At 41.1% G+C, this 13,302-nt stretch carries 13 protein-coding genes; 7 read left to right on the forward strand and 6 right to left on the reverse strand.

Features of this window, described 5'->3' with window-relative positions:
• Window positions 1-217 precede the first annotated feature (217 nt).
• Both H6G26_RS13400 and cysE read right to left on the reverse strand, forming a co-directional pair.
• Entirely contained in the window at window positions 218-802 is a 585-nt protein-coding gene (locus H6G26_RS13400; RefSeq protein ID WP_190729727.1) for a TIGR00730 family Rossman fold protein, read from the reverse strand.
• A gap of 306 nt (window positions 803-1,108) precedes the next feature.
• Complete coding sequence (cysE, locus tag H6G26_RS13405; protein ID WP_190729728.1) at window positions 1,109-1,834, reverse strand: serine O-acetyltransferase; 726 nt, start codon at window positions 1,832-1,834, stop codon at window positions 1,109-1,111.
• Window positions 1,835-2,060: 226 nt separating this feature from the next.
• Between cysE and H6G26_RS13410 the strand changes: the two genes are divergently transcribed.
• From H6G26_RS13410 to H6G26_RS13430, 5 genes are all read left to right on the forward strand, one after another.
• Window positions 2,061-2,531 carry an Rrf2 family transcriptional regulator gene (locus H6G26_RS13410; RefSeq protein ID WP_190729729.1) on the forward strand — a complete coding sequence of 157 codons (471 nt, stop codon included), beginning with the start codon at window positions 2,061-2,063 and terminating at the stop codon, window positions 2,529-2,531.
• An 18-nt stretch (window positions 2,532-2,549) separates the two neighbouring features.
• Window positions 2,550-3,512, forward strand: coding sequence for a cysteine synthase A (cysK, locus tag H6G26_RS13415; protein WP_190729730.1), 963 nt, complete (start codon window positions 2,550-2,552; stop codon window positions 3,510-3,512).
• 174 nt (window positions 3,513-3,686) lie between these two features.
• A complete protein-coding gene (locus H6G26_RS13420; RefSeq protein ID WP_190729731.1) occupies window positions 3,687-4,346 on the forward strand; it encodes a cadmium resistance transporter in 660 nt (219 codons plus the stop codon).
• A 259-nt stretch (window positions 4,347-4,605) separates the two neighbouring features.
• Window positions 4,606-5,226 carry a TetR/AcrR family transcriptional regulator gene (locus tag H6G26_RS13425; RefSeq protein WP_190729732.1) on the forward strand — a complete coding sequence of 207 codons (621 nt, stop codon included), beginning with the start codon at window positions 4,606-4,608 and terminating at the stop codon, window positions 5,224-5,226.
• Window positions 5,226-5,675 carry a thioesterase family protein gene (locus H6G26_RS13430; RefSeq protein ID WP_190729733.1) on the forward strand — a complete coding sequence of 150 codons (450 nt, stop codon included), beginning with the start codon at window positions 5,226-5,228 and terminating at the stop codon, window positions 5,673-5,675. The genes H6G26_RS13425 and H6G26_RS13430 overlap by 1 nt, the downstream gene beginning before the upstream one ends.
• 460 nt (window positions 5,676-6,135) lie before the next feature.
• Here H6G26_RS13430 and H6G26_RS13435 read toward each other — a convergent pair whose 3' ends face one another.
• Both H6G26_RS13435 and H6G26_RS13440 read right to left on the reverse strand, forming a co-directional pair.
• Window positions 6,136-6,903 carry a thioredoxin domain-containing protein gene (locus H6G26_RS13435; protein WP_242053708.1) on the reverse strand — a complete coding sequence of 256 codons (768 nt, stop codon included), beginning with the start codon at window positions 6,901-6,903 and terminating at the stop codon, window positions 6,136-6,138.
• Window positions 6,904-7,019: 116 nt separating this feature from the next.
• Window positions 7,020-7,901, reverse strand: a complete 882-nt coding sequence (locus H6G26_RS13440; RefSeq protein WP_190729735.1) for a 4-hydroxybenzoate solanesyltransferase — start codon at window positions 7,899-7,901, stop codon at window positions 7,020-7,022.
• 345 nt (window positions 7,902-8,246) lie between these two features.
• Here H6G26_RS13440 and H6G26_RS13445 point away from each other — a divergent pair, with 345 nt between their 5' ends.
• Window positions 8,247-9,899 carry a Ppx/GppA phosphatase family protein gene (locus H6G26_RS13445; protein WP_190729736.1) on the forward strand — a complete coding sequence of 551 codons (1,653 nt, stop codon included), beginning with the start codon at window positions 8,247-8,249 and terminating at the stop codon, window positions 9,897-9,899.
• Between the two features lie 283 nt (window positions 9,900-10,182).
• Here H6G26_RS13445 and H6G26_RS13450 read toward each other — a convergent pair whose 3' ends face one another.
• Complete coding sequence (locus H6G26_RS13450; RefSeq protein ID WP_190729737.1) at window positions 10,183-10,638, reverse strand: cupin domain-containing protein; 456 nt, start codon at window positions 10,636-10,638, stop codon at window positions 10,183-10,185.
• Between the two features lie 272 nt (window positions 10,639-10,910).
• On the reverse strand, window positions 10,911-11,690 hold the full coding sequence (locus H6G26_RS13455) for an isochorismatase family cysteine hydrolase (RefSeq protein WP_190729738.1): 780 nt from the start codon (window positions 11,688-11,690) through the stop codon (window positions 10,911-10,913).
• An 81-nt stretch (window positions 11,691-11,771) separates the two neighbouring features.
• Here H6G26_RS13455 and H6G26_RS13460 point away from each other — a divergent pair, with 81 nt between their 5' ends.
• Window positions 11,772-13,172, forward strand: a complete 1,401-nt coding sequence (locus tag H6G26_RS13460; RefSeq protein ID WP_190729739.1) for an amidohydrolase — start codon at window positions 11,772-11,774, stop codon at window positions 13,170-13,172.
• Window positions 13,173-13,302 lie beyond the last annotated feature (130 nt).

Consider the following 13,302-nt stretch of genomic DNA (forward strand, 5'->3'; position numbering starts at 1 on the left):
CTATATAAATACCGTTTATCGATAGATTAATCGTATTATATATATATAAGGTTATAAAAGCCTATCGGAATTATGATTAGCAACCTGTGCAAATAATAAAAAGTCATTTTGGCTCTTAAACTATGCAGGGGTACTCAAAAATAGGATTAGAGGATATTTATAAAAAAATATTAAGAAATCATGTAAATGTAATCTTTTGGTAAAAAATATCGTTCTACTAAGGTCTTACTTCTCGCCCAATCCATTTATCAACAATAGGTGGTTGGTAAGTTGCAAATAAATCTAGTAGACTTTCGGCGTCAGATGCTTCCAGTACAAGAGAACGAAGGGCAGACTTGAGGAATTCTTCCTTTACAGCATGGTCAAATAATCTGAGTAAGGGGTCGAAGTACTGCTCCACATTCAACAAACCGCAAGGTTTCTGGTGTAGTCCTAGCTGTGCCCAAGTGAGTATTTCACAGAACTCCTCTAGAGTTCCGTATCCGCCAGGAAGTGCGATAAAAGCATCAGCCAAATCCGCCATCTTAGTTTTGCGTTCGTGCATGGAGCCAACAATGTGAAGTACAGTGAGTTCATTGTGGGCTATTTCCTTAGCAGCTAAGAATTCTGGAATTACTCCAATAACCTCACCTCCAGCCAGCAAAGCTGCATCAGCTACAACCCCCATCAAACCTACATTTCCTCCTCCATAAACTAGCCTAAATTTTTGACTAGCTAGAGTTTTACCAAGCGTCTGAGCAGCCTCTTTATAAACAGGTCGAACACCCATACTAGAACCACAGAACACACAGATAGATTTCACGGTTCAATTTATCTCCTACTGCCTAAGAAAATTCAAAATTAACAACCTCACGGATATACAGCATTTTTCTTTTACATAAAATAGAAAGCTATGGGTTTTGAAGCAGATGGCGCAGCGTGTCGTAGACAAGGCAGGAAATAGAAACTCTCCATATCTGATTTTGATTCCTGCGTTTTGTACTTTACTTACTTGTAAACTGCTGTAGCTATTCTTTAGATGTATAGATAGTAAGGACACAGTAATTGAAATCTTTCAATTCATCAGTTAGTTTAAACCATGCTGTGTCCCTACTTTCTTATATAAGACTTAAATTCCCGCACCATCGAGAAAATCTTCAATTATCCCATCAGAATTATTGCTCTTAGGGTTGTCGGTTGGTTCGTCGTCAAGCTCAGTTGGGGACAAACTTGATTGTTGCAACTCCTCAAATTGTTTCTCTAATGCTTTGACACGTTCAAATAAAGCGCGGATGACTTCAGCTTCTACGTCGCGTACTTTATCATGATCCAGAACATTGGTAGACGAGTTGTTCTGACGAGTCACGCGCCCTGGAATCCCAACTACAGTAGTGTTACTGGGCACATCTCGCAGCACCACAGAACCTGCTCCAATACGGACGCGATCGCCAATTTGAATATTTCCCAATACCTTTGCACCCGCTCCCACAACTACATGAGAGCCTAAAGTTGGATGGCGTTTGCCGCTTTCTTTCCCAGTCCCGCCAAGGGTGACACCTTGATAAATCAAGGCATGATCGCCCACGATCGCAGTCTCGCCAATCACTACTCCCATCCCGTGGTCAATAAACACTCCCTGGCCAATTAATGCCCCAGGATGAATTTCAATTCCGGTTAAAAACCTACTAATATGAGAGATGAGCCTTGGTATAAAGGGAATTCCAATTTTATACAGCCAGTGTGCTAATCGATGAAACACTAAAGCTTGGAGTCCAGGGTAACAGAACAATACTTCTAGCCAGTTACGGGCTGCTGGGTCACGCTCAAAAATGGTTCGCAAATCAGTTAGTAGCATACTCTGTTAAGGTTTTCGTTGGTAGTGAGGTTCTGAAAACAGAAACTCAGGATAATTCCCACTAAAAGATCAGGTCATTTATGGGAATTGTGTAGGATAATAATCTACGGTAAGTCGATAGCGTATAGTGCTTTTGTGGGTAGTTAAGTGGGATGCTATCACATTCCACACCTTGAGAAAAATTAATTTCGCATAAACTGCGATAAACCCCCCAATTCACCGTAGTATGTTTAATACAGTCTTGAATAGCCAAAACTATGCTCTTTTGGATCTGTCTTCCAAAGTGGAATACGCACTGCTAGCACTCTTAGAACTGGCAAGTCACCACGGGAAAAAACTTCCTCTAACCATGAGCGAGATCACTGCCAAACAACTCATACCTGAACGCTATCTTGAACAAATTTTGACCAACCTCCGGCGTGCTGGTGTGGTGCAGAGTCAACGCGGCTCTAAAGGAGGTTTTGTTTTAGCTCGTGAACCTTGGCAGATCACAATGCTAGAAATTGTCACTTTGGTCGAAGGCGAACGGAAAGAGAAAGATACCTCTAACTCTCTAACTCTAGAAAAGACTCTAGTTTATGAAGTCTGGGAGCAAGCCAACGCTGCCTCAATTGAAGTTTTGGGTCGCTATACACTCCAAGACTTGTGCCAAGAAAGGGAAACTCGCGCACAGCAAAGTCCAATGTATTATATTTAGTCACCAAGGAGTACTAATATGCGGATAGCGAAAGATATCACAGAGTTAATCGGACGGACTCCTTTAGTTCAATTAAACAAGATTCCCCAAGCTTCAGGAGCGGTGGCTCGGATTGTGGTGAAGCTAGAAAGCATGAATCCAGCATCTTCTGTGAAAGACCGGATTGGTGCGAGTATGGTGGAAGCGGCAGAGGAAGCAGGCTTAATTCACCCTGGAAAAACCGTTTTAGTAGAACCGACTTCTGGAAATACAGGAATTGCGCTGGCGATGGTGGCGGCCGCCAAGGGGTACCATCTCATTCTAACGATGCCTGACACAATGAGCCAAGAAAGACGATCCATGCTCAAAGCTTATGGCGCTCAACTAGAGTTAACGCCAGGGGTAGAAGGGATGCGAGGAGCGATCGCCCGTGCAGAGCAGATTTTAGCTCAAACCCCTAATGCTTATATGTTGCAGCAGTTCCGCAACGCCGCTAATCCGAAAGTTCACGCCGAAACCACGGCAGAAGAAATTTGGGATGATACCGATGGAGAGGTGGATATTATGGTGGCGGGAGTCGGTACTGGTGGGACGATTACGGGAGTTTCAGAAGTTATTAAAAAGCGGAAACCGAGCTTTCAAGCGATCGCAGTTGAACCAAGCAACAGCCCAGTATTAATAGGCGGTAAATCAGGACCTCACAAAATTCAGGGTATTGGCGCGGGATTTGTCCCAGCAATTTACCGTCCAGAACTAGTGGATGAAGTGATTCAGGTAGCGGATGAGCAAGCGATCGCTTACAGCCGTCGCCTAGCAAAAGAAGAAGGATTGCTATCTGGCATTTCTACTGGCGCTGCGTTGTATGCTGCTATTCAAGTAGCACAGCGCCCAGAAAATGCAGGTCGTCTAATCGTCATGGTGCAGCCTAGCTCCGGCGAACGCTACCTAAGTACTTCACTATTTAAAGACCCAAGTGAGAATGAATGGTTGAGCAAAGTTTGATTCCCGATACCAATTTTAGATTTTAGATTTTACAGACTTCTAAAAAATAAATTATCTAGTAGAGTGGATTGCAACAATTAGGGGCGCACAGCATTGTGCCCCTAAGAGAAATGCTTAGTCGTTCTAGCACATTAATGCGGTATTGTGAGAAATCGTATGTTATGACCATCCTGCATGAGTGAGCTACAGACAGCCTTCACTGAAGGGATAATTGCCTTCACAGCTACCAATATTGATGACATCATTATTCTATTAATATTTTTCTCGCAGGTAGATATTAATTTTCGGCCGCGGCATATCTTACTTGGTCAATATTTGGGTTTTGCAGCCATTATCATCGCTAGCTTACCAGGATTTTTTGGTGGATTGGTTGTACAGCGAGAATGGATAGGGTTGCTAGGGCTGCTACCAATAGCAATTGGTCTTCAACAATTAATATATAGAAAAGAAGAAACTGCAACAGTTCAGATCAGCAGTGATTTTAGGGAATCCACAACTACCAACCCGATATTGTCTTTTCTTTTGAGTGTTTTGCACCCCCAAATCTATAAAGTGGCAGCAGTAACTGTTGCGAATGGTGGTGACAATATTAGTATATATATCCCCTTATTTGCTGGCCACGATCTTGCCAGCTTGGGAGTAATTCTAAGTATATTTTTTATCATGGTAGGGGTTTGGTGTGCGATCGCTTATTTTTTAAGCCGTCAACCAAGCATTGCTTATATTTTAAGTCGCTACGGTCAAGCTCTTGTACCTTTTGTGTTAATTGGTTTAGGTCTGTTTATTATGTATGAGCGAGGCACATTCACTTTATTACCTTGGGTAAGAAGTTAATCAATATTGGATTTTGAATACTGGATTTGGGATTGAAAATCTCAAATTGTTCATACCTGATGAACTAATTCTCTTTCAGCTTGAAAGTGGGAATTTTCTCAATCCCTAGTTCAGAACTAGGGGCTGAAAAATGCTTGACTTGCAAGCATATATCATGTTATAAAAAATAAAACCGTTCGGTCGGTAATATTTAATTTACAGCAATTTCTAATTCAATAAACTACACCGCTTTTTACTCTCTACCTAATAAATCGCTGTAATGTCCAAAGGCGAAGAAACAAAAAGCAGAATTCTCCATCAAGCAGCCGAACTGTTTAACCAACAGGGGTATGCAGGCTCATCTATGTCAGACATCATGCGTGTTACTGGATTGCAGAAAGGAGGAATTTACAATCACTTCCAAAGCAAAGATGATCTTGCACTACAGGCTTTCGATTTTGCGATCGCTCGCATCAACCAGCATACTAGATTTGCATTACGAAGCAAACGCCACGCAGTAGAACGCCTGCAAGCAATCATTGGTGTATTTAGTAGCTTTGCAGAAAATCCACCTATCAAGGGAGGGTGTCCACTGCTAAATACTGCTGTAGAGAGTGATGATGCTCATCCAGCGTTGCGGGAACGTGCTCAACAGGCGATGAACTCTTGGCTGCATTTGATTCATCGAATTATTGAAACGGGAATAAAAAAGGGTGAAATTCGTCCTGAAGTTAGTGCTAATGAAATCGCTACTATCATAATTGCAACGTTAGAGGGAGCAGTAATGATGAGTAAGCTTTATGGAGATTCAATTCATATGCACAGAGTGATTAATCACTTGAATCAATATTTTGAGACTAACCTTAGAATGTATGGCAAAAATCAAGGTATAGAGAAATAATGCTAATAAATAATAATTTGCACAGGCCACTAGAAGTAATATTAGAAATTCCTGTAAAAACATACGACATTGATTTTATGGGAATCGTGAGTAATATTGTGTATATCAGATGGCTAGAAGATTTACGTTTAAAGTTTTTAGATGAACACTGGCATCTCAATCAACAAATTGAGCAAGGATATGCACCTGTTCTAGCTGGAACTGAAATTGAATATAAACGCCCGATAAAAATGATTGATCAAGTAATTGGACGTTTATGGCTGAGTAATTTAGGAAGGCTGAAGTGGACTGTGCAAGCTGAAATTTTATCTAACAATGAGTTAGCAGCAGTGGCTAGCCAAAAGGGCGCTTTTATCAGTTTACAAAATAGTCGTCCTATTCCCATTCCAGAGGAATTAAAGAATAAATATTTCGAGGTTCAAAAAAGAAATTTGAAAGACTGTTTATAAATTAATACCCTTGGGTTAAGACTTGCTCCTCCCTAACCGTCCTTTTTAACGATGGAACTAAAGCAAGTCTTTTTAAGGCAATGTTAGGGTTTCGCGACTTGTATTCCTACTCTTGAAGCTTGCTTTCAGCTGCCATATCTTTAAAAACAGAGGAGCGAAAAAAATTTCTTCTCATCACTCCTCAATAAGCTACTCCTTACACTTGCTTTAAGTACAACAGTTTAGTGCATTAGTAAACCTCTAACTAAAGATGCACATATCCATTAATAAGGAGGTATCTATCTACATGGATACTATGGAAATCATCTATTAATCAAGCATATTGCTAGTAACTAACATCATTGATTAAGAATTCAGACTATAGCTTTTCTTAATCAAATAAGGTACATCAGAGCAAGCTCTCGAAGAGCGGGGAGGGGGTGGGGTTCTTGTATTTCACTCAAGCGAGAACCGCTATAATTTACTTAGTACCAGTCAATATACTTTCGATATCTGCTAACTGCAGCACTCCTGAAAAAGTTGGACTATTAATTACAAAAAAAGGTGTGCCAGAAACAGCCAATTTCTCAGCCAGTTGAATATCTTTTGTAATTGCGGAAGTAGCAAGAGTAAGGTCGCGTTTAAACTTACCCAAATCTAACTTCAAATTTTTAGCAATATCTAAATATAACGCCTCACCTAGCTTCTTTTGATTAGTAAATAGCGCATCATGATATTCCCAAAATTTACCTTGCTGATATGCTGCCCAAGCTGCTCTTGCAGCTGGTAATGCTTCAGCATGAATTGAAGTCAATGGTAAATTCTTGTAAACTAATCTTATTTTATCTGGATATTTTGTTAGTAATTCTTTCAATGTTTTATGTGCTTCAGCACAGTAGGGACATTGAAAATCTGAAAATTCTATTAGCAGAGTTTTTGATTGAGCGGAACCTGTGGTGGGAGACTCACCAATCACAGTTTGAGGATTCGTTTTTAAATCTTGTAAAAATCCTAGCTGTGCTTGCTTGACTTTTTGTTGTTGTTGCTGCTGATAAGTTTGAATAGATTCAATAATTACCTCTGGATGTTCGCGGATAATTTGTAATACTTGCTGTTCTAACTGCGGATCAATGCGGCTAGCAGCTTGTGCAGGAAATGAACAGGTAACAACTAAAAGTAGCAGACCTATTGCTGACCAAGTACGCAGATACTGAAATAAGGGACTAAACCAATCAAAGAATATACGCATACAAAAACTCATAAATATTTTTTGTCTCAGCCATAGACTCGCAGTCGTTTTGACTTATAAGTACGCTTCAGTTTAAAATCCCATAATTTAAGCTATGGAAATTCTTTTTTTACTTCTTAAACAGAGCCAGCAATCATCCCAGCAAGTAAAATAAAACCAATCCACACGTTTTGCCGAAACATCTCACCATAAACAGGATTAGGTAAGTCTTGCTGTCTTAATCGCAGAGACTGCCAAACCCATCCGATAGTAGCAAATGCAAGGCTAATCCAGAAGGCTAAGTCTAAATGTATCAATACACCTAACCAAGCCAATAACAAGATAGTGCCAGCAAAGAAAATTCCAATAGCTACAGGGGCATAATTCCCAAAAAATAGAGCGCTAGAATTAACACCAATGCGGCGATCGTCTTCCTTGTCGCTCATGGCGTAAACTGTATCAAAACCCAATGTCCACAGTACAGTCGCGCCCCAAAGTAACCAAGTTGGTTGAGTGATGGTTTGTGTCACTGCACTCCAGCTAATTAACACGCCAAAACCCCAAGCAATAGAAAGTACCAGTTGCGGTACAGGAAATACCCGCTTTGCACCTGGATAAAGGAGAATTACAGGCACTGCTGCCACACATAACCAAAAACTCAGGGGGTTAAGGTAAAAGGCCAGAATGGCTGCACATACTAGCGAGACGATCGCGACTACAATCCCAACTTTCACAGACAAAGCGCGAGAAGCGAGGGGGCGATCGCGTGTTCTTTCTACTTCTGGATCAATATTGCGATCCCACAAATCATTGACAACACATCCGGCCGCACTCGTGGCCAGAGTCCCCAATATAATCACACTAACCAGAGGTAAAGGCGGTTTCCCAGAAGCTGCCAAAAATACAGCCCAAAGGGCAGGAATCATTAAAATTAACCGTCCTTCTGGTTTATGCCAGCGCAAAAGCCGGATAATTACAAGCCAAACTGGTTTTTGAGGGTATTCTGGCGTGCTTAACATAGAAATCAATGAATAACTTTAGATAGATGTATTCACACATCTTTACATCTATAGAATAACGTTATTTGTTATTTGTAGAAGCATAACCTCAAGTGGCAACTTTAAATATCTTTAAGTAGTCACTACGGTTAGAAACAGTAGGGTGAATATACTTAGCTCTGTTACCCTCAGCAAAAAATTAACAGTGCTAAGTATGTTTTAATTTACTCAGTGCTGAGTACGGGCTAAACCTTAGCTATCCGCTAACACTACTCAGTTTGAGCAAGTGTGTTGCAACAAATATCAGTGCCAGCTACCCCGACATACCACCGTTTGCCATCATTTCTTATAAAGAGAGAAAAGTAGATGCAGAATTTAGTTTCGGCTAGCTGGGAGAGTGTTCCAACTCAACCACCTAAGCAACATCGGATTATTGCGGCTATTGACTTGGGAACAAATTCTCTACACATGGTAGTAGTCAAGATTGACCCCACACTACCAGCTTTCAGCATTATCGCCAGGGAAAAAGAAACCGTAAGATTAGGCGATCGCAATCTTACCACTGGAGAACTCAAACCAGAGATCATTAAAAAAGCGATCGCAGCTTTAGGACGCTTCCAAGAAGTTGCTAAAACTATCAACGCCGAAACAATCATTGCTGTGGCAACTAGTGCTGTACGGGAAGCCCCCAATGGTAAAGATTTTTTGTACAGAGTAGAAACGGAGTTGGGTTTAAGCGTTAACTTGATTTCTGGTCAAGAAGAAGCGCGACGAATCTACCTTGGCGTGCTGTCGGGCATGGAATTTCACAACCAGCCCCACATGATTGTTGATATTGGCGGTGGTTCCACAGAGTTAATTTTAGCCGATAGTCACCAAGCGCGTACTCTCACCAGTACCAAAGTCGGTGCAGTGCGACTCACTAGCGAGTTAATTACCAGCGATCCGATCAGCAACACCGAGTTTCTGTATCTGCAATCTTATACGCGCGGTATGTTAGAACGTTCCGTGGATGAGATACTAGCAAACCTGGAGTTTGGCGAATCTCCCCGTTTGGTGGGTACATCTGGCACGATTGAAACCCTGGCGATGATTCATGCACGAGAAAACTCGAGTGTTATTCCTTCCACTCTCAATGGCTACCAGTTAAGTCTTAAAGACTTGCGAGAGTTGGTAAACCGCTTGCAGAAACTGAGTAATTCAGAAAGAGCTGCGATTCCTGGTATGCCAGATAAGCGAGCTGAAGTTATACTGGCTGGCGCAGTTATATTACAAGAAGCAATGACCCTTTTGGGAAGTGAATCGATCACAGTCTGTGAGCGTTCTCTGCGGGAAGGTGTAATTGTGGACTGGATGCTAACCCACGGTTTAATTGAAGATAAGCTGCGCTATCAAAGTTCAGTTCGGGAACGCAATGTTTTAAAACTCGCTAATAAATACCACATCAACTTAGAATATAGCGATCGCGTAGCAAAATTTGCCCAGAGTTTATTTGACCAAACTCAAGGTACGTTACACCATTGGGGATCTGACGAGCGACAATTGTTGTGGGCAGCAGCAATATTACACAATTGCGGTCATTATGTCAGCCATTCGTCCCACCACAAGCACTCTTACTATCTAATTCGTAATGGGGAATTACTCGGTTATACAGAAACCGAGATTGAAATCATCGCCAATTTAGCGCGTTATCATCGCAAATCGCCGCCTAAGAAAAAACATGAAAGTTACCAGAGTTTGCTAACTAAACATCACCGCCAAATGGTTAGTCAATTGAGTGCAATTTTAAGATTGGCGGTGGCATTAGATAGACGGCAAATTGGTGCGATCGCTCAAGTGCAATGTGAATATTATCCACAATTACAGCAGGTAAATCTGTTAATTTTTCCATCTCAATCTGATGATGACTGTGCTTTAGAACTCTGGAGTTTAGATTACAAAAAAGGAGTCTTTGAGGAAGAATTTGGAGTTAAATTAATAGCAACTTTAGAAAATTCCAGCGTTGCTAGCTTCTCCTAGAAAGTAGAAAATAGGGTGCGTTAATGCTTAACGCACCTGCTGAACAAAGTATAAGCGCATAGCTGTACGTCACTACAAATTATGCCGATAATTTCCAAATTTCAATTATCTCATATAGTTTTCATCATACTTAAGGATGAATTAAAAAACTCCCTAAAGAAGTAGTTTAAAAACAGAAACCAGAATTATAATTAACTTTATACTTAATAGTCTATTTACTGTTGGTTATGTTGCTATCGGATATCTAAGCTGGGAAAACTTAGATATCCTTATATAAAAAATTTTAACAAGGCATCAAAGCATCTAATCTCCCCAGTACAGCCATATCTTCTTCATCCAACTCTGTCGGAATACCACTGCGAATCAATTCCGAAAAGTCTTCATTGGGAACCATAACAGTCAACGTGTACAAGCGAGTGGAACCAGTATTTTTAATCAAATGAGTACCAGTGGGAGGCACCAATAAACTATCTCCAGCTTTAATCGCAGCGCTTTTGCCGTCACACATGGCGATCGCTTCCCCTTTGAGGACGAAAAACATTTCTACTGCCCACTGATGGCGATTTGGTGGTGTTTGTCCACCAATATCAAAAATTTCTATGCAACAAGTCAAGGAAGTATTAGCATTTGTTGAATCAAAGATAATTGCTAATCGATTAGAGTCGTTAGGACTGATGCGATATACTTGGTAATCTTTGGTAGATTTAATAACCGGAATTACACAACTAGTAGCGTACATTTGTTTATCCCCTCTGAAATTCTAGATGGGTATGAAAATTACTAAAATCCGAGTTCTGAATATTGAGTTGTTAGTTGTATCTCTTCATTCGATTTTAAATTTTGGATTTTGGGATTGAATAATTCAAAATCCAAAATTTAACAAAGTCTGAGATTAAACGAATCTAAACGTGAGAACAAATCTAAAATCTAAAGTTCTTGAGCGTTCGCGCAGCGTTCCGTAGGGAAGAAAGATCATTTATGCATGGAATCAATCTAAAATCTAAAATAGAATTACTCCTCACCCTTTTGCAGCGCTGTTAAAAGCCTTTGCGAGTCAGTGACAAAACCGAAGCATTGTTTGACATTGTACAATGTTGCCAGCCAACAATATTCAGGAGAAGTGGTAGCGCTACAATCTTTAACTAACACACAGTCATATCCTAAGAAGTTTGCATCACATAACGTAGCTAGCACACATTGATCAGCATTAACACCAGCAAAAAATAATGTAGTCCTTCCTAGATTCCGCAAGATACTATCTAATGGTGTATCCCAGAAGCCACTCATGCGGTATTTGTCCACATAAATATCTTCAGGAATCTGTTCTAGTTCGTCTACTATTGCTGCTGCCCAACTACCTGCCATGAGTACTCTAGCACCATTGCTTGGCAGTGGATCGCCCAATCCTACACCTGCCCCTGTGGGGTCATAGACATGACGCGAACTAGCACTAATATTGAGCAAGTCGGGGCGATTCCCCCAATTTACCCAAATGACTGGAACACCAGCCTCACGTAGTTCTGGAAGTAAGTTGTTTAAAGGTTCAATGGGCTGACGTGCCGGAGTTACGTCTACGCCGATATGCGCCAACCAACCGTCAGGGTGACAGAAGTCGTTTTGCATATCAATGACGAGGATAGCAGCTTTTGCCAAGTCTAGACGCAGGGTTTTAGTTTCTGTTGATAAAATAACGCTTTGTGGGGTCTTTTGAGGACGAGTGATATCTGCGATCGCATCATTCACTGTCCACGCATTTGGTGGAACTCCCAATGTCCGAAAAGGCAAATTCATAAAATTGCAATACCCAATGCCATTTTCTATTTTGTAACTTGAAATTCAGTTGAAAGTACAATTACTTAATCAAGGTTAAATATGGTAAATTTCACTATTCAAAATGTTTTAATTGCCGCCAGTGATGATTATGCAAAGGTAGATGTACACATTGTAAATGGTGCAATCGCTGCGATCGCACCCAATTTACAGGTAATTGGCACACCTATAGATGGCAAAAATAAGCTGCTGCTACCTGGGTTTTTCAACGCCCACACCCACTCATCAGAGATGTGGCAACGCGGGATCATGTCAGTTTTGCCTTTAGAATTATGGTTGGCGGAACTATATGATTTTGCCCCCCTCGATCCCGAACAGGTTTATCTCAGCGCTTTGGGTACTGCGGTGGAAACCTTACTTTCCGGCGGGACGAGTGTGGTAGATCATCTGGTGTTAATTCCCGGGCTTGAGTTAGAAACAATCGCTATTGCAACTCGCGCTTACAGAGAAGTTGGAATTCGCGCTTTTATCGCCCCCTTAATTCAAGATGAATCTCTCACAGCAGGTATCCCATCCGGGGAATCAGCCCAAAATCATGAACCTTATTTTCGCTCAACTGCGGCAACATTGGAAATCATCGAAGAGGCGGTAAGACAATTTCATCGCCCAGATGAGGGCGTGAATATTTTAGTTGCACCAACAGGAATACAATTGTGTACTGATGCTTTATTTCAGGGGTGTACTGAGTTAAGCGATCGCTATAATCTTTGTCGTCACTCCCATTTACTGGAAACTAGGGCACAGGAAAAACTCGCTCAACAAAAGTACGGTTGTACTGCTGTGGAGCATTTGAAAAGAATTGGATATTTGAGCGATCGTACAACACTTGCCCATTGCGTTTGGTTAAATGATGCTGATATCGCCATTCTCGCCGAAACTCAATCTACAGTTGTTCATAATCCCTTAAGTAATCTGCGTTTAGGCAGTGGTATCGCTCCGATTTTAAAATATCGCCAAGCTGGGGTAAATGTAACTTTTGGCTGTGATGGTGCTTCGAGTAATGACTCTCAAGATTTGCTAGAAGCCATCAAAATTGGTTCTATCTTACATAATGTTACAGACTCAGATTATCAACACTGGATTACACCCCGACAAGCAGTAGAAATGGCATCTTTAGGCGGTGCAAAAGGATTGAATTTGGCAGATAAACTCGGTTCTTTAACTGTGGGTAAACAAGCAGATTTGGTACTTTATGACCTCACTAACTTATCATTACTCCCCCGTACAGACCCCATTGGTTTGTTAGTTTTAGGCCGTCCTAGCAATGTTGTTGATAGTGCTTGGGTGAATGGCAAGCAAATTATTACTGGGGGTAAATTTACCACAATTAATGTTGATGAATTACGGCAAGAATTATTTAACCGCAGTCAATGGGAGACAAAGCGCAAGTCTCAAACTGTGGCACAAATTGAGGCTCATTATCGCACAGTTATGGGATTGTAAAACATACCTAAACAATTCGCAATTCGCAATTCGCAATTCGCAATTGAAAAGGGCGAAAAAGCGAATTAATTGATAATTGCCTAAAAGTGGGTACAGAGCCAACACCACACCGTAGGTTGGTGGTCTTAAA

Source organism: Nostoc sp. FACHB-888 (assembly GCF_014696655.1).
In the GTDB taxonomy this organism is placed as follows: Bacteria; Cyanobacteriota; Cyanobacteriia; order Cyanobacteriales; family Nostocaceae; genus Nostoc.

Bases quoted from the DNA above. Each gene is read 5' to 3' on its own strand.
- H6G26_RS13455 (WP_190729738.1), bottom strand. From the start codon at position 11,690: ATGAATTTGCCTTTTCGGACATTGGGAGTTCCACCAAATGCGTGGACA.
- cysK (WP_190729730.1), top strand. From the start codon at position 2,550: ATGCGGATAGCGAAAGATATCACAGAGTTAATCGGACGGACTCCTTTA.
- H6G26_RS13410 (WP_190729729.1), top strand. From the start codon at position 2,061: ATGTTTAATACAGTCTTGAATAGCCAAAACTATGCTCTTTTGGATCTG.
- H6G26_RS13430 (WP_190729733.1), top strand. From the start codon at position 5,226: ATGCTAATAAATAATAATTTGCACAGGCCACTAGAAGTAATATTAGAA.
- H6G26_RS13435 (WP_242053708.1), bottom strand. From the start codon at position 6,903: ATGCGTATATTCTTTGATTGGTTTAGTCCCTTATTTCAGTATCTGCGT.
- cysE (WP_190729728.1), bottom strand. From the start codon at position 1,834: ATGCTACTAACTGATTTGCGAACCATTTTTGAGCGTGACCCAGCAGCC.
- H6G26_RS13425 (WP_190729732.1), top strand. From the start codon at position 4,606: ATGTCCAAAGGCGAAGAAACAAAAAGCAGAATTCTCCATCAAGCAGCC.
- H6G26_RS13420 (WP_190729731.1), top strand. From the start codon at position 3,687: ATGAGTGAGCTACAGACAGCCTTCACTGAAGGGATAATTGCCTTCACA.
- H6G26_RS13460 (WP_190729739.1), top strand. From the start codon at position 11,772: ATGGTAAATTTCACTATTCAAAATGTTTTAATTGCCGCCAGTGATGAT.
- H6G26_RS13450 (WP_190729737.1), bottom strand. From the start codon at position 10,638: ATGTACGCTACTAGTTGTGTAATTCCGGTTATTAAATCTACCAAAGAT.
- H6G26_RS13440 (WP_190729735.1), bottom strand. From the start codon at position 7,901: ATGTTAAGCACGCCAGAATACCCTCAAAAACCAGTTTGGCTTGTAATT.
- H6G26_RS13445 (WP_190729736.1), top strand. From the start codon at position 8,247: ATGCAGAATTTAGTTTCGGCTAGCTGGGAGAGTGTTCCAACTCAACCA.